The 15,293-nt window shown below is 68.1% G+C and carries 15 protein-coding genes; all 15 read left to right on the forward strand.

Going from position 1 to position 15,293, the window contains the following annotated elements:
* Position 1 precedes the first annotated feature (1 nt).
* Entirely contained in the window at positions 2-1,063 is a 1,062-nt protein-coding gene (ispG, locus tag MX659_RS08375) for a flavodoxin-dependent (E)-4-hydroxy-3-methylbut-2-enyl-diphosphate synthase (protein ID WP_267193036.1), read from the forward strand.
* 70 nt (positions 1,064-1,133) lie between these two features.
* Positions 1,134-1,541: a Gfo/Idh/MocA family oxidoreductase gene (locus tag MX659_RS08380; protein ID WP_267193037.1), complete on the forward strand. Its 408-nt coding sequence runs from the start codon at positions 1,134-1,136 to the stop codon at positions 1,539-1,541.
* 31 nt (positions 1,542-1,572) lie between these two features.
* Positions 1,573-3,288, forward strand: a complete 1,716-nt coding sequence (locus tag MX659_RS08385; protein WP_323745512.1) for a proline--tRNA ligase — start codon at positions 1,573-1,575, stop codon at positions 3,286-3,288.
* 6 nt (positions 3,289-3,294) lie between these two features.
* Positions 3,295-3,585, forward strand: coding sequence for a TIGR04076 family protein (locus MX659_RS08390; protein ID WP_267193038.1), 291 nt, complete (start codon positions 3,295-3,297; stop codon positions 3,583-3,585).
* Positions 3,586-3,713: 128 nt separating this feature from the next.
* Complete coding sequence (locus MX659_RS08395) at positions 3,714-4,199, forward strand: ribosome maturation factor RimP (RefSeq protein ID WP_267193039.1); 486 nt, start codon at positions 3,714-3,716, stop codon at positions 4,197-4,199.
* Complete coding sequence (nusA, locus tag MX659_RS08400) at positions 4,196-5,329, forward strand: transcription termination factor NusA (protein ID WP_267193040.1); 1,134 nt, start codon at positions 4,196-4,198, stop codon at positions 5,327-5,329. Before MX659_RS08395 ends, nusA begins: the two co-directional genes overlap by 4 nt.
* 3 nt (positions 5,330-5,332) lie before the next feature.
* Positions 5,333-5,632, forward strand: coding sequence for an RNase P modulator RnpM (gene rnpM, locus MX659_RS08405; RefSeq protein ID WP_267193041.1), 300 nt, complete (start codon positions 5,333-5,335; stop codon positions 5,630-5,632).
* A gap of 5 nt (positions 5,633-5,637) precedes the next feature.
* Positions 5,638-8,142 (forward strand): translation initiation factor IF-2, encoded by a 2,505-nt coding sequence (gene infB / locus MX659_RS08410; protein WP_267193042.1) that lies wholly within the window; start codon positions 5,638-5,640, stop codon positions 8,140-8,142.
* A 6-nt stretch (positions 8,143-8,148) separates the two neighbouring features.
* Positions 8,149-8,541: a 30S ribosome-binding factor RbfA gene (gene rbfA, locus MX659_RS08415; RefSeq protein WP_267193043.1), complete on the forward strand. Its 393-nt coding sequence runs from the start codon at positions 8,149-8,151 to the stop codon at positions 8,539-8,541.
* A complete protein-coding gene (locus MX659_RS08420) occupies positions 8,531-9,502 on the forward strand; it encodes a DHH family phosphoesterase (RefSeq protein WP_267193044.1) in 972 nt (323 codons plus the stop codon). The genes rbfA and MX659_RS08420 overlap by 11 nt, the downstream gene beginning before the upstream one ends.
* Complete coding sequence (gene truB, locus MX659_RS08425) at positions 9,502-10,407, forward strand: tRNA pseudouridine(55) synthase TruB (protein WP_267193045.1); 906 nt, start codon at positions 9,502-9,504, stop codon at positions 10,405-10,407. The genes MX659_RS08420 and truB overlap by 1 nt, the downstream gene beginning before the upstream one ends.
* Positions 10,404-11,348 (forward strand): bifunctional riboflavin kinase/FAD synthetase, encoded by a 945-nt coding sequence (locus MX659_RS08430; RefSeq protein ID WP_267193046.1) that lies wholly within the window; start codon positions 10,404-10,406, stop codon positions 11,346-11,348. Before truB ends, MX659_RS08430 begins: the two co-directional genes overlap by 4 nt.
* A gap of 116 nt (positions 11,349-11,464) precedes the next feature.
* Complete coding sequence (gene rpsO, locus MX659_RS08435; RefSeq protein WP_267193047.1) at positions 11,465-11,734, forward strand: 30S ribosomal protein S15; 270 nt, start codon at positions 11,465-11,467, stop codon at positions 11,732-11,734.
* A 116-nt stretch (positions 11,735-11,850) separates the two neighbouring features.
* A complete protein-coding gene (locus MX659_RS08440; RefSeq protein ID WP_267193048.1) occupies positions 11,851-14,016 on the forward strand; it encodes a polyribonucleotide nucleotidyltransferase in 2,166 nt (721 codons plus the stop codon).
* 12 nt (positions 14,017-14,028) lie between these two features.
* Positions 14,029-15,288 carry a M16 family metallopeptidase gene (locus MX659_RS08445; protein ID WP_267193049.1) on the forward strand — a complete coding sequence of 420 codons (1,260 nt, stop codon included), beginning with the start codon at positions 14,029-14,031 and terminating at the stop codon, positions 15,286-15,288.
* The last annotated feature ends 5 nt before the right edge of the window (positions 15,289-15,293 follow it).

Genomic DNA, 15,293 nt, shown 5'->3' on the forward strand with positions numbered 1-15,293 from the left:
GATGCCTTCTCGCATCTCGCGGCAGGTCCTCGTCGGCAGCGTCCCTCTCGGCGGCGGGGCGCCCGTCGCCGTGCAGTCCATGACGAACACCAACACCCGCGACGCCAAGGCCACCCTCGCACAGATCGCGCGGCTCGCTGACGCCGGGTGCGAGATCGTGCGGGTGGCGATCCCGCACGCAGACGCGCTCGATGGGTTCGAAGCGGTGTGCGAGGCCTCGCCGCTGCCGGTCGTCGCGGACGTGCACTTCGACTACCGCCTCGCCATCGAGGCCATCGCGAGAGGCGCGGCCAAGGTGCGCATCAACCCCGGCAACATCGGGTCGCTCGAGCGCGTCGACGCCGTCGTCGAGGCGGCGGGCGAAGCAGGCGTCCCGATCCGCATCGGCGTGAACGCCGGCTCGCTCGCGCCCGAGCACCGCGATCTCGACTGGCCGCTCGAGGACAAGCTCGTCGCGAGCGCTGTGCGCTTCTGCGAGCACGTCGCCTCTCGCGGGTTCGAAGACATCGTCGTGTCGGCCAAGGCCTCATCGGTGCTGGCCACAGTCCGGGCCTACCGGCGCCTGGCGAGCGAGGTACCGTATCCGCTGCACATCGGCGTCACCGAGGCCGGGACTGCGTTCTCCGGCACCGTGAAGTCCTCCGTCGGCCTCGGCATCCTGCTCGAAGAAGGCATCGGCGACACGCTCCGCGTCTCGCTCACCGCGAATCCGGTCGAGGAGGTCGCCGTCGCGTGGGAGATCCTCGCTGCGCTCGACCTTCGCCGCCGCACGCCGGAGCTCGTCTCCTGTCCGACGTGCGGACGGTGCGAGGTCGACCTCGTCGGGATCGCCGGCGAGGTGGAGCGGCGTCTACGCTCGCTCGACGTCCCGCTCAAAGTCGCCGTCATGGGCTGCGTCGTGAACGGTCCGGGCGAGGCGCGCGATGCCGACGTGGGCGTCGCTGCCGGTCGAGGCGTCGGCCTCGTGTTCCGCAACGGCCGGCCCGTGCGGAAGGTCGACGAGGCCGACATCGTCGAGGCGCTGTTCGCCGAGATCGACGACATCGTGCGCGAGCGCGGCTGACGCGCCTTTTTGCGAGCGTCCGGCGGCGCTGGTATCCTTCACGCAACGCACTGCCGACCAGGGAGGAGCCATGGCAGCCGAGAAGGTACGCGTCGCCGTCGTCGGAGCGGGACGCACAGGTGCTCCGCTCATCGAAGCGCTGCTCGCTTTGCCGTACGTCGAGGTCGTCGGGATCGCCGACAAGAACCCGGAGTGTGCCGGTGCGCGCATCGCGCGCGAGCGCGGCATCTTCTTCACCGAGTACCCCGACGTGCTCACGGCGAAGGGCGACGAGATCGACATCATCATCGAGGTGACGGGCGACCCTGCCGTGAAGCCTGCGCTCAAGCGCGCCTTCGCGCTGCACGGCAACACCACGACGATCATCGTCCACGACCTCGTCGCGCGCTTGATCCTGAGTCTTGCCACGGGCGCCGACCACCTGGCTCAGACCTACCACCCCCACGACCGGGGGATCGGACCTGCCGCGCAGGACTGAGCACGCACGCCGCTCGCACGAAGGAGAACGCATGCGGACCGCTTTGAGGATGTCGCGCTTGTACGCGCCCACGCTTCGCGAGGATCCCGCCGAAGCCGAAGTGCCGAGCCACCGGCTCTTGCTGCGCGCCGGGATGATCCGGAAGGTCGCGGCGGGCATCTACGACTTCTTGCCGCTCGCGTGGCGCTCCATCGCGAAGATCGAACGCATCGTGCGCGAGGAGATGGACGCCATCGGTAGCCAGGAGCTGCTGTTGCCGGTCGTGCAGCCGGCCGAGCTGTGGCACGAGTCCGGGCGCTGGGACCTCTACGGCCCGGAGCTCGCGCGCCTCAAAGACCGCGCGGGACGCGACTTCTGCCTCGGCCCGACGCACGAAGAGGTCATCACCGCGCTCGTGCGCAACGAGGTGCGCTCGTACCGCGACCTGCCGCTTTCGCTGTACCAGATCAATGTCAAGTTCAGAGACGAGATGCGGCCGCGGTTCGGGCTGCTGCGCGGCCGCGAGTTCATCATGAAAGACGCGTATTCCTTCCACGCCACCCAGGAGTCGTTGCAGGAGCACTACGACGAGCAGGCGCGCGCGTACGGCCGCATCTGCGACCGGCTCGGGCTCGTCTGGCGCGCCGTCGAGGCCGATTCCGGTCAGATCGGCGGCAAGGTCACGACCGAGTTCATGGCGCTCGCCGATACGGGCGAGGCCGAGCTCGTGCACTGCTCCTGCGGATTCGCTGCGAACGTCGAGGCGGCCGAGGCCATCGTGCCTGGACGCCCGCGGCACATGAGCGAGGAGACGCTCCGGAAGGTGCACACGCCCGACCTGCGGACGATCGCGGACATCGCCGCTGCATTCGGCCTCGACGAGCGTGACACCGTCAAGACGATGGCCGGGAAGACCGAGGACGGGCGGCTCGTCTTCTTCTGCGTGCCCGGCGACCGGGAGCTCAACCCGGTGAAGGCCGGGCGCGCGGTGCCCGGCGTCGTGCTGCTCGACGAGGAGGACTTCGCCGCGTACGGCATCCCGAAAGGCTCGCTCGGCCCGGTCGCGCCGCCTGACGGCACGCTCGTCGTGGCGGACCGGTCGCTTGCCGAGGAGCGCTCGTGGGTCGTCGGAGCGAACGAGGACGACTACCACCTCTTCGGCGCCTGCCCTGGCCGCGACTTCGCCGTCGAGGTGTGGGCCGACCTGGTCACCGCCAGACCAGGCGACCTCTGCCCCCGCTGCGGCGCGTCGCTGGAAGGCGCCCGCGGCATCGAGGTCTCGCAGGTCTTCCAGCTCGGAACGCGGTACTCCGAGACAATGGGAGCGACGTTCACGGACGAGAACGGGCAGGAGCGACCGTTCATCATGGGCTGCTACGGCGTCGGCATCACGCGTTCGCTCGCCGCGGTGATCGAACAGCACCACGATGACGCCGGTATCTGCTGGCCCGTTTCGGTCGCGCCCGCGGAGGCCATCGTGCTGCCTTTGTCGAACGACGCTGATGTCGCCGACGCCGCAGAGCGCATATTCGCCGAGCTCGCGGACGCCGGGGTCGAGACCGTCATCGACGACCGCGACGAACGGGCGGGCGTGAAGTTCGCCGACGCGGACCTCATCGGGTGGCCGTACCAGGTCATCGTCGGCCGCAAGGGGCTCTCGGCCGGCGTCGTGGAGATCAAGCACCGTGCAACGGGCGAGCGCGAGAGCGTTCCTGTGGACGATGCCGTTGCACGCACTCGGATGCTCGTCGAAAGCCAGAGGAGCTGACGCGCCGTGGAAAGCGAGCGCATCGCTCCGCCTGAAGGGCGGCGCGTCCGTATCGAGATCGTCGAGATCCTCGGCTCGGGCGCGTGCTCGATCGGCCTTGCAGTCGGGGACTCGTGGGTGGTGGACTCCGCGCTCGTCCCGACAGGCATGTGCGGATGGGCGTACGCTGCCATGCTTCCCTTCCTCCAACCGCTCCGCTTCGGCGGCGCGTTCCCGTGGGAAGCGGAAGGGGAGGCGCTCGTGTGCTGTCCCGATCCTGCGAACCCCGTGGTGTTCCGCCTCACCGTCGAACGCTGAGCTCCACCGGGTTCACCGCGTGCCTGGGCTATGGTAGAATCCGTTCGCACGGAGAAATCTGCGGTTCTTGCGAGAAGTGGGCTGACCCCCGCTTCTTTTGTTCTGGACACGGGCGGAAGGAGGCAGGCGTGGCACGAGACATCGTAGGCGACATCGAGCGCGTGCTTGCACCGCTCGCAGAGCAGCACGGGCTCGAGCTCGTGGCCGTCGAGGTCGCCGGCCGAGCAGGCCGGCCACTCGTCCGCGTCTTCCTCGACCGCGAAGGCGGGATCGACCTCGACGCGATAACGGCCGCCAACCCGTGGATCTCCGACGCCATCGAGGACGCGGGCCTGTTCGTCGGGCCGTACGTCCTCGAGGTCTCCTCGCCGGGCGTCGAGCGCCCGTTGCGCAGGCCGCAGGACTGGGAGCGGTTCGCAGGCCGGACCGCCCAGGTGACGCTCGCCGAACCGCTCGCTGGGCACAAGAAGCTCACCGGGACGGTGGTCGGCAGGACCGAAGATCAGGCGCTGCTTGCCGTCGAGGGCGAGACGGTGGGAATCCCGTTCTCGCTCGTCCGCAAGGCGCACCTGGTGTTCGACTTCTCGTCGTTCGAGAGCAAGGAGTCACGATGAGCTCAGAGTTGATGGAAGCGCTGAAGCAGCTCGCGCGGGAGAAGAACATCGACGAGGTCGAGATGCTCGACCGGCTGGAGCACACCCTCGCGCAGACCTACCGCAAGACGCTCGATCTGGAGAACGAGGCCCGGGTGGAGATCGACCGGGAATCCGGCCGCATCCGCGTGTTCGAGCTCGTTCCGGTCGGCGGGACCGAGGAGGAACCGGTCTACGAGGAGCGCGACATCACCCCGTCGGACATCTCGCGGTTCGCTGCGCTGGCCGCCAAGCAGGTGATCACGCAGGCCATCCGGGAGGCCGAGCGTGACCAGATCTTCCAGGAGTACGCCGACAGGATCGGCGACAGCATCACGGGCACGGTGCAGCAGTCGGACAGCCGCTACACGCTCATCAAGATCCGCGAGGGCGTTGAAGCGCTGCTGCCGCCGTCCGAGCAGCCGCCGAACGAGCGATACGACCACAACATGCGCCTGAAGGCGCTCATCATCGACGTGCGCAAGTCCTCGGGCAACGAGCCGTCCATCGTCGTGTCGCGCACGCACCCGAACCTGCTCAAGCGCCTCTTCGAGCTCGAAGTGCCCGAGATCTACGACGGCATCGTCGAGATCAAGAGCGTGGCGCGCGAGCCCGGCATGCGCTCGAAGATCGCCGTCGCCTCGCGTGAGCCCGGCCTCGACCCGGTCGGTGCGTGCGTCGGACCGAAAGGGAGCCGCGTGCGCATGGTGGTCGCCGAGCTCAAAGGTGAGCGCATCGACGTCATCCCGTGGTCTGACGACCCGGCGACCTTCGTCGGCAACGCGCTGTCGCCCGCGAAGGTCTCCACCGTGCTCGTCGACGAAGACACGCACACCGCGACGGTCATCGTCCCTGACGACCAGCTGTCGCTCGCCATCGGGAAGGAAGGCCAGAACGCGCGTCTCGCGGCGAAGCTCACCGGCTGGCGGATCGACATCAAGAGCGTGACCCAGGCGCAGGAGAGCGGGCTGGCCGTGCCGGCCGCGGGACACGCTGCCGAACCGACCGACGGGCGCTGTGCGCACGTCACCGAAGACGGGATCCGCTGCCGGAACCAGGCCCTGCCGGGAAGCCGGTACTGCCGCATTCACAGCGGGGAGGACGAGAGCTAGCCAGTGAGACGGACCAAGACAAGCCTCCGCACCTGTCTGGGTTGCGGGCTCGAGGCGGACAAGCGCGAGCTCGTTAGGATCGTGCGTGGCCCGGATGGCGACGTCTTCGTCGACCCCACCAGCAAGAAGAGCGGGCGCGGGGCATACGTCTGCCCGAAAGAAGCGTGTTTCGAGGCGGCGGTGCGCAAGAACCGCCTCGGCCACGCGCTCAGGGCCGTCGTCAAGGAGGAAGACATCGAGCGGTTGAGGATCGAGTTCGAGCAGATCGCTGGGAGCGACGCTCGCTTCGGATCGGGACGGTGATGCGGATGCCTGCCATTCGAGTGCACGAACTTGCAAAGGAATTCGGGATGAGCTCCAAGGAGCTCTTGGAGCACCTCGAGCGGCTGAAGATCCCGGCCAAGGGCCACTCTTCGACGCTGCACGACGCCTACGTCCAGAAGATCCGCAAGGACCTGGCGCCGATCATCGCAGAGCGTCAGGCGGCGATGGAGGCCGAGCGCGCCAAGCAAGAAGCCGAGGAGGCCGCACGCAAGGCGGCAGAAGAAGAGGCCGCACGCAAGGCCGCCGAAGAGGAGGCCGCACGCAAGGCGGCAGAAGAAGAGGCCGCACGCAAGGCCGCCGAAGAGGAGGCGAAGCGGCACGCTGCAGCCCGTGTGGCGAAGGCTGCCACCGAACGCGCTCTGGAACCCGAAGAGCGGCCCGAGCCAGCACGCATCTCCGCGGTCGACAAAGCGCGCGCGAAAGCGAAATCCGAAGCCGAGGAGCGCCTGCGCCGCATCGAGGAGGAGCGCAAGCGCCTCGAGGCCGAAGCGCGCGCCGCCGAGGAACGGAAGCGGCTCGAAGAAGAGGCCGCCCGGCTCGAGGCCGAGGAGGCGGAACGCTACCGCAAGATGGCGCGTGAGGCAGAGGAGGCCGAGCGTCACGCACGGCTGCTCGCAGAAGCGGCCCGTCTCGCCGCCACCGGCACCGGTGGCACGAAGAAGAAGAAGAAAGCCAAGAAGGCTGCTGACAAAGAGACGCCTTCAGCCGCGCAGCCTACCCAGCCAGCGAAGCCCGCCGTGGCCGTGAACGAGATCGCGATCCCTGAAGGCGCCACCGTCGGCGAGTTCGCCGAAGCGGTGGGTCTGTCGACGACGGAAATCATCAAGCGGCTGATGATGCTGGGCGAGCTTCTTACGGTGAACCAACCGATCGGCCGCACCACCATGGAGATCCTCGCCGAGGACCTCGGTATATCGATAAAGGTGCTCTCCCCTGAAGAAGAGGCGGGCATCGTCTACGAGGACCGCCCAGAAGACCTGAAGCCGCGCCCGCCAGTCGTCACGGTCATGGGACACGTTGACCACGGCAAGACGTCGCTTCTCGATGCCATCCGTGAGACAGGCGTCGCTGCCACGGAGGCAGGCGGCATCACCCAGCACATCGGCGCGTCGGTCGTGCACCACAACGGCAAGCAGATCACCTTCATCGACACGCCCGGCCACGAAGCGTTCACGGCCATGCGCGCCCGCGGCGCGAAGGTCACGGATGTCGCGGTCCTCGTGGTCGCCGCTGACGACGGCGTGATGCCGCAGACGGTCGAGGCGATCAACCACGCGAAGGCGGCAGGCGTGCCGATCATCGTCGCCGTCAACAAGATCGACAAGGACGGCGCGAACCCGGACCGCGTGCGCCAGGAGCTCACCGAGCACGGCATCATCCCGGAAGAGTGGGGCGGATCGAACATCTTCGTCGACGTCAGCGCCAAGAAACGCATCAACATCGACGAGCTTCTGGAGATGATCCTCCTCCAGGCCGAGGTGCTGGAGCTCAAGGCGAATCCAGACGCCCCTGCCCACGGCGTCGTCATCGAGGCGAAGCTCGACCGCGGACGCGGACCGGTTGCGACCGTTCTCGTCCAGCGCGGCACGCTGCGCGTCGGAGATGCCGTCGTGGCCGGAACCAGTCACGGGCGTGTGCGCGCACTCGTCGACCCGAAGGGCAACCAGGTCGAGACCGCCCGTCCTGCAGACCCCGTGGAGATCCTGGGCCTGTCGAGCGTGCCTGCTGCCGGCGACGAGTTCCGCGTCGTCGCTGACGACCGCGAGGCGCGCCGCATCGCGGAGGAACGCGCGCTCAAGCAGCGCCTGCTCGCGGAGCAGCGCAAGACGCACGTGAGCCTCGACGACCTGTTCGCGCGCATCGCCGAAGGTGAGCTCAAGGAGCTCAACCTCGTCGTGAAGGCCGACGTCCAGGGCTCGATCGAGGCGCTCAAAGACGCACTCGACAAGATGGACCAGTCCGAGGTGCGCATCAACGTCATCCACTCGGGCGTGGGCGGCATCACCGAGTCCGACGTCATGCTCGCCGACGCATCCGACGCCATCATCATCGGCTTCAACGTGCGACCCGAGCCCAAGGCGAAGGCGCTCGCGGAGCAGGAGAAGGTCGACCTGCGCCTGTACCGCGTCATCTACCAGGCGATCGAGGACATCAACGCGGCCCGCGTAGGTCTGCTCGCGCCCACCATCGAGGAGCGGGACACCGGACGTGCGGAAGTCCGCGAGCTGTTCCGGATCCCGAAGGTCGGCGTCGTGGCAGGTTGCGTCGTCACCGAAGGCGAGATCAACGCAGACGACCAGGTGCGCGTCGTCCGCAACGGCGCCGTCATCCACGAAGGCACGATCCGATCGCTCCGCCACTTCAAGGAGGACGTCACGAGCGTACGCGCCGGCTCGGAGTGCGGCATCGCCATCGATGGCTTCCAAGACATCAAGGAAGGTGACTACATCGAGGGCTTCAAGACCGTCGAGGTCGCCCGGAAGGAGTGAGGCGCGATGCCCGCTCCTCGTGTACGCAAGCTGAATGAGTCCGTTCGCACCGCGCTCGCTGAGATCCTGGTGAGCGAGCTCCAGGACCCTCGCCTGGAGCTCGCCACAGTCACGAGCGTCGAGGTGAGTCCCGACATGCGTTACGCCGACGTCTTCGTGACGGCGCACGGTGGAGAAAGGCGCTACGCCGAGCTCTTGGCCGGACTGGACTCCGCGAAGGGCAGGATCCGTGCGACCCTGGGGGAGCGCGTTGCGATGAAGTACCTGCCCGAGCTGCGCTTCCACATCGACGAGAGCGTCGACGCGGGGCAGCGGATCGAGAACGCCATCCGGCGTGAGCGCAGACGGCATCCCGAGTGGGTTGACGACCAGGGAGAGGTCGGACCCGATGACGTCTGAGGTCTCTGCGCTCGAAGCTGTCGCGCACGCGGTGCGCCGATCCCAGCGCATCGCCGTGTGCTCGCACGTCGATCCTGACGGAGACGCGGTCGGGAGCGTGCTCGCGCTCGCCCATGCGCTGGAGCGGGCGGGCCACGCGGTCGATCGCGTCCTGGCGTCTGGAGAGCGCGCTCCGGTCACCTATGCGTTCCTCGAAGGGGCCGCGCTCTTCGTGCGCGCTAGCGCGCTCGACCGACGCCCAGACCTCATCTTCGCGCTCGATGCACCGAACCCAGGCAGGCTCGGAGAAGCTGCTGCGCTTCTTGAGAACGCCACGCTCGTCGTCATCGACCACCACCCCGACAATGCGCGATACGGCACCGTGAACCTCGTTGACGCGGAAGCGCCCTCGACGAGCGCGCTCATCTGGGAAGTCCTGAAGCACCTGGCCGTCGAGCCGGACCACGCGATGCTCGACTGCATCTTCTGCGGGCTCATGACGGACACGGGCCGCTTTTCGTATGCGAACGCCACCCCGCGCGCGTTCTTGCTTGCCGCAGAGCTCGCTCAGGCAGGCGCTCGGACCTCCTGGGTGTACAGCAACGTCTATGAGCGCCGATCGCACGCAGCGCTCAAGCTCCAGGCCCGCACGATGGACCGGCTCACCTTCGTCAAAGGCGGTGCGGTCGCGTACTCCTGGATAACGGACGACGACCTGCACGAGACCGGTGCGCTTCCCGAAGAGACCGAAGACCTCATCGACTCGGTCCGCGTCGTCGATGGCCCGGACGTCGTGGCGCTCTTCAAGTGTTCGCCTGGTCGCGTCAAGGGCAGCCTGCGCGCCAAGGGCGGCGCCGACGTGGGAGCCGTCGCTCGCGCGCTCGGCGGGGGAGGCCACCGCGCTGCCGCCGGCTTCACGCTCACCGGCACGTTGTCAGACGCGCTCGCGGCCGTCCTGCCCTTGCTGCCTGCGAGGTCGTGATGGCCGCACGCAAGGCGACTGGGCTCGAGGGCGTCCTGCCCGTCGACAAGCCGGCTGGCATGACCAGCCACGACGTCGTCGCGACGATGCGGCGGGCCACCGGCGAGCGGCGCATCGGGCACGCCGGCACGCTCGATCCGTCGGCGACCGGCCTCCTCGTGCTCCTCATCGGCCCGTACACGCGGCTCGAGCCGTACCTCTCGAAGTCGGCGAAGCGATACCGAGCGACGGTGCGATTCGGCATCGCCACCGACACAGACGACGCCGAGGGACGTCCTATCGAGGAGCTGCCGGTGCCGGGGGAAGTGTTCGACGAGAAGCGTGCTCGAGCGGTGGTGACCGGGCTCGTCGGAACTCACGAACAGGTCCCGCCCGCGTATTCGGCCATCAAGCGTGGCGGCGTGACGGCGCACCGCGCCGCCCGAAGAGGCGCACCGCTTGTGCTGGAGCCGCGGAGCATCGAGGTTCTCGAAGCCCGCCTCATCGGCGTCTCCTCCGTGCACCGCACCTGGGACATAGAGGTCTTTGTCTCCGCAGGGACCTACGTTCGCGCAATCGCCCGCGACCTCGGGCGCGCTCTTGGCACCTGCGCACACCTCGCCGCTCTTGTCCGCACGGCGACAGGCGCGCTTGCCCTCGACGACGCGCACCCGCTCGACGAATGCGTTGAGGCCGCCGCGTCAGGAGAGATCCACCGCGTGCTCGCAGACCCCTTCGCAGCGCTCGGCCTGCCGGTGGTGGACGCCGATCCGTCCGACGTCTTCGCTGGTCGCCGGATCCGGAGCGCTGGCGGCGACGAACCGCTCGTCGCCGTGCGCGTTCGGGGGCGGCTCGCCGCGATCTATCGGCGGGCAGGCGAATGGCTCGTGCCGGAAGCTGTCTTCCCGGAGGTCCCGACGCCGTGAGCACGCGAATCCTCACCTTCGCTCCGACGATGCTGCCGCTCGGGCGGGCCGTTGCCGCCATCGGCGTGTTCGACGGCGTGCACCTCGGCCACCAGGCGCTCGTCAGGGCCTGCCGCGAACGCGCGTCGGAGGAGGGCGTGGCTTCTGCCGTCATCACCTTCGACCGCGACCCGGACCGGGTGGTCGCGCCTGACCGCGCGGCCCCGCAGCTTCTCGAGCTCGAAGACAAGATCTCGTTCCTGGCCGAACTTGGCGTCGATGCCGTCGTCGTGGTGCCGTTCGATACGGCCACGGCGTCCATGGCGCCCGAGCGGTTCGTGGACGAGACGCTCCTTCGCGCGTGCACGCCCGTCGCCGTGGTCGTCGGTGAGGACTTCCGCTTCGGCCGCAACGCGTCAGGCGACGTCGACGCCTTGCGCGAGCTCGGCGCGACGCGGCGCTTCGAGGTCGTGCCGCAGCCCCTCGTCCGCGTCGATGGTGAGCCCGTGACCTCGACGCGCATCCGCTCGCTCGTGCGTGCAGGAGACGTCGCCACGGCGGCGATGCTTCTGGGGCGGCCGCACCGCGTGCGCGGGCTTGTCGTGCATGGACGCGGGGCAGGCGCGCGCCTCGGCGCTCCGACGGCGAACCTGCGTCCTCACCCGTATGCTGCCACGCCGGCCGATGGCGTCTATGCGGCGTGGGGGGTCCTCGGCGACGAGCGGTATCCTGCGGCCGTCTCCGTCGGGTCGCCCCCGACGTTCCCCGCTGCAGCGGCTGCGATCGAAGCGCACCTCCTGGAGCCGGTGAGCGAGGACCTGTACGGCGCCGACCTCGCTTTGGATTTCGTCGAGCGGCTCCGCGACCTCGAGCGTTTCGAGGACGAGGACTCGCTTTCGTCCGCGATCGCTCGCGACGTGGAGCGCGCGCGGGTGCTGCTTGCGCAGGTCCGCGAGCGCTGAGCGGGCAGCGTCACGCAGGTTGTGCTATCATTGTCCGCTGGACTTACCCAGGACTTGGATGAGCGACCCACCGACGCTCGTCTCGGTCGTGGGCGGACGAAGACGAAAGGGTGGACATGGCACTGTCGAAGGACGTCAAGGCGCAGATCATCGCTGAGCATGCGCGCAGCGAGGGCGACACGGGCTCGCCCGAGGTGCAGATCGCTCTGCTCACGCAGCGGATCAAAGACCTCACCGAGCACCTGCGGTACCATAAGCACGACCACCACACGCGCCGCGGGCTTCTCAAGCTCGTCGGCCAACGCCGCCGGCTGCTGAACTACCTCAAGAAGACGGACATCGAACGGTACCGCGCGATCGTTGCGAAGCTCGGCCTTCGCAGCTGACCGCGACGAAGACGGCTCGCAGAAGGCGGGAGAGACCTCCCGCCTTCTTGCCGATTGGGGCGCCGCACGGGTACAACCTCCTGCAGCGGAGCTGACGAAGAGGAAGAAGAAGAGGCATGGGAAAAGTCACTGAGCAGTTCGAACTGTACGGAAAGCACTACACCCTGGAGACGGGCGAGCTCGCGAAGCAGGCCGGCGGCGCAGTCGTCGTTCGCCAGGGAGACAGCGTCGTCCTCGTCACAGCCGTGGCGAGCAAGGAGTCGAAGGACCTCGACTTCTTCCCGCTCACGGTCGACTTCGAGGAGCGTATGTACGCGGCAGGCAAACTGCCGGGGGGCTTCATCAAGCGCGAGGCCCGTCCGAGCGAGAAGGCGATCCTCACCGCTCGGATGATCGACCGGCCGATCCGCGCGGCGTTCGCCGACGGGTTCCGCAACGAGGTCCAGATCATCGCGACCGTCCTTTCGGCCGACCAGGAGCACCAGGTCGACGTCATCTCGATCATGGGCGCGTCAGCAGCGCTGATGATCGCAGGCGTGCCGTTCGAGGGCCCGCTCGCCGGCGTGCGCATCGCGCGCACCGCTGACGGTGAGTGGCTCGTGAACCCCACCTTCGAGGAGACGGAGGACTCCGACATCGACCTTGTGGTCGCCGGATCGAAAGACGCCATCTTCATGGTGGAGGCGGGCGCGAAGATGGTCTCCGAGGAGGACATGCTCGCCGCGCTCGAGTTCGCGCAGACCGCTATCGCGGAGTTCTGCGCGGTGCAGCAGCGCTTCCTGTCGAGAATCGACATCACGCCCATGGAAGTCGCCTTGGACGAGCCTCCTGTGGATCTGTGGGAGCGGGTGCGAGCGCTGGGCGCAGACAAGATGCGCCAGGCGCTCCACAACCCTGACAAGCATGCGCGCATGGACGCCGTCGCCGCCGTCAAGGAAGAGATCAAGGCCGCTTTCTCCGAAGAGGAGCTCGCTGCGCACGGTAAGCACATCAAGGCGCTGCTCAAGCGCCTCGAGAAGGAGACCATGCGAGCGATGGTGCTCGACGAGGGCGAGCGCGCCGACGGCCGCGGCCTCACCGAGATCCGGCCGATCTCGTGCGTCGCTGGCTACCTGCCGCGCAGCCACGGCTCCGGCCTGTTCACGCGCGGCCAGACGCAGGTGCTCTCGGTGCTGACGCTCGGGATGCTTTCCGAGTGGCAGCGCATCGACACCATCGACGTGATGGAAGGGAAGCGCTACCTCCACCACTACAACTTCCCGCCGTTCTGCACCGGCGAGATCGGCTTCATGCGCGGGCCGAAGCGCCGCGACATCGGGCACGGAGCGCTCGCCGAGCGCGCGTTGCTCCCGGTCATCCCGCCGGAGGAGGAGTTCCCGTACACGATCCGCATCGTCTCGGAGGTGCTCGAGAGCAACGGCTCGTCGTCGATGGCCTCGGTCTGCGGTTCGACGCTGGCGCTCATGGACGCGGGCGTGCCGATCAAAGCGCCGGTTTCCGGTGTGGCGATGGGCCTCATCAAGGAAGGCGACCGCGTCGCCGTCCTCACCGACATCCAGGGCCTCGAGGACTTCCTCGGCGACATGGACTTCAAGGTAGCGGGCACCGCTGACGGCATCACGGCGCTGCAGATGGACAACAAGGCCAAGGGCCTGTCCGTGGACATCCTGCGCCAAGCGCTCATGCAGGCCAAGGAGGCGCGCGCCTTCATCCTCGGCAAGATGCTCGAAGCGATCCCTGAGCCGCGTCCCGACCTCTCGCCGTACGCTCCGCGGGTCATCACCATCAAGATTCCGACCGACAAGATCCGCGACGTCATCGGCCCCGGCGGCAAGATGATCCGCAGCATCATCGAAGCCACCGGCGCCGAGATCGACGTGAACGACGACGGCACCGTCTACGTCGCGTCGCGCGACGCTGGCGGCCTTGAGGCAGTCGAGCGCATCAAGCAGCTCACGCGCGACGTCGAGGTGGGCGAGCGGTTCACCGGCCGCGTGGTGGCCATCCAGCCGTTCGGCGCGTTCGTCGAGCTTCTGCCGGGCCGAGACGGCCTGCTCCACATCTCACGCATGGCCAAGGGCCGCCTCGCGAAGGTCGAAGATGTGCTGAACGTCGGAGACGAGGTCGAGGTCGTCGTCCTGGAGATCGACGACCGTGGAAAGGTGAGCCTTGACGCGGTCAACAAGTTCGACGTCCCCGAGGGCAGCGCGTCGCCCTCTGCGCCGTCCGCGCGCCGCGACGACGCGCACGGGCACGACCGCAGACCGCGCCGCCGCCGGTAGGGCGGGGGCCGCATGAACGCTGCTTTCTACGATCGCAGCACGACCGCCGACGGCATCGAGGTCTTGACCGAGACTATCGATGCCGTCCGGTCCGTTGCGGTCGGTATCTGGGTCCGGGTGGGCAGCCGCGACGAGGCGCCGCACGAGGCGGGTATGTCCCACTTCATGGAGCACATGGCCTTCAAAGGCACCCCGAAAAGAAGCGCTCAGGAGATCTCAGCGCACTTCGAGCGGCTGGGCGCAGAGTTCAACGCTTTCACGAGCAAGGAGTACACCTGCTTCTTCGTCCGCGTCATCGACGAGCGGTTCGAAGAAGCGTTCGAAGTGCTCGCCGACATGGTCTCGAACGCCTCGCTGGCCGAGGACGCGATCCTCTCGGAGCGCGAAGTGGTGCTCGAGGAGATCGCGCGCCACGACGACACGCCCGATGACGCGGTCCACGACCTGTTCGCCGCGGAGCTCCTCAAGGGACATCCGCTCGGCGAGGAGGTGCTCGGTACCCGCCAGACGGTCGGCGCGTTCGACCGCCCGTTGGCGGTGTCGTTCAAGCAGCGACACTACACGACAGGCACCGTGCTCGTCGCGGCCGCCGGCAACGTCGCCCACGAACGCGTGAGGGACGCCGCTACGCGCTGGCTTGCGCTCCCGAAAGCGGAACGGCCGACGCGGGCCCTTTCGCAGCCGAGCGCTCGTCCCGGGCTCGCCGTCGTCACGCGCGACACCGAGCAGGCGCACATCTGCTGGGGCGTCCCCGGACTTCCTGCCGGATCGGACCAGCGGTTCGTCATCGCGGTGCTCGACGGCATCTTCGGCGGCGGCATGGCTTCGCGCCTCTTCCAGGAGGTCCGCGAGAAGCGCGGCCTTGCGTACGCGGTGTACTCGTACCACTCGCTGTACCTCGATGCGGGCGAGTTCGTGGTGTACGCTGGCACCCGGCCGGACAACGCGCGCGAGGTCGTCCGCATCGTGAGCGAAGAAGCGGCCAGACTGGCATCAGACGGCGTGAGCGACGAGGAGCTCGAGCGCGTGCGCGAGAACATGAAAGGCCAGCTCGTGCTGTCACTGGAGAACACGCGCTCGCGCATGACCCGCCTCGGCAAGAGCGCCGCCACGGACACCGAGATCCTGTCGATCGACGAGCTCGTCGCTCGCATCGATGCGGTCACGGCCAGCGACGTCCACGCGCTTGCGCAGTCGCTGTTCTCGCAGCCGAAGACGCTCGCGATGATCGCGCCGTTGCAAGCCGACGCGGTGGCAGACCTTGTTCAGTGAGCACC

Source organism: Parvivirga hydrogeniphila, assembly GCF_023371205.1.
GTDB classification, from domain to species: Bacteria; Actinomycetota; Coriobacteriia; order Anaerosomatales; family Anaerosomataceae; genus Parvivirga; species Parvivirga hydrogeniphila.

What these genes read in the sequence shown, in the direction of transcription:
- MX659_RS08380 (WP_267193037.1), top strand. Translation starts at nt 1,134, where the DNA reads ATGGCAGCCGAGAAGGTACGCGTCGCCGTCGTCGGAGCGGGACGCACA.
- nusA (WP_267193040.1), top strand. Translation starts at nt 4,196, where the DNA reads ATGAGCTCAGAGTTGATGGAAGCGCTGAAGCAGCTCGCGCGGGAGAAG.
- rbfA (WP_267193043.1), top strand. Translation starts at nt 8,149, where the DNA reads ATGCCCGCTCCTCGTGTACGCAAGCTGAATGAGTCCGTTCGCACCGCG.
- MX659_RS08445 (WP_267193049.1), top strand. Translation starts at nt 14,029, where the DNA reads ATGAACGCTGCTTTCTACGATCGCAGCACGACCGCCGACGGCATCGAG.
- truB (WP_267193045.1), top strand. Translation starts at nt 9,502, where the DNA reads ATGGCCGCACGCAAGGCGACTGGGCTCGAGGGCGTCCTGCCCGTCGAC.
- ispG (WP_267193036.1), top strand. Translation starts at nt 2, where the DNA reads ATGCCTTCTCGCATCTCGCGGCAGGTCCTCGTCGGCAGCGTCCCTCTC.
- MX659_RS08385 (WP_323745512.1), top strand. Translation starts at nt 1,573, where the DNA reads ATGCGGACCGCTTTGAGGATGTCGCGCTTGTACGCGCCCACGCTTCGC.
- infB (WP_267193042.1), top strand. Translation starts at nt 5,638, where the DNA reads ATGCCTGCCATTCGAGTGCACGAACTTGCAAAGGAATTCGGGATGAGC.
- MX659_RS08440 (WP_267193048.1), top strand. Translation starts at nt 11,851, where the DNA reads ATGGGAAAAGTCACTGAGCAGTTCGAACTGTACGGAAAGCACTACACC.
- MX659_RS08420 (WP_267193044.1), top strand. Translation starts at nt 8,531, where the DNA reads ATGACGTCTGAGGTCTCTGCGCTCGAAGCTGTCGCGCACGCGGTGCGC.
- rpsO (WP_267193047.1), top strand. Translation starts at nt 11,465, where the DNA reads ATGGCACTGTCGAAGGACGTCAAGGCGCAGATCATCGCTGAGCATGCG.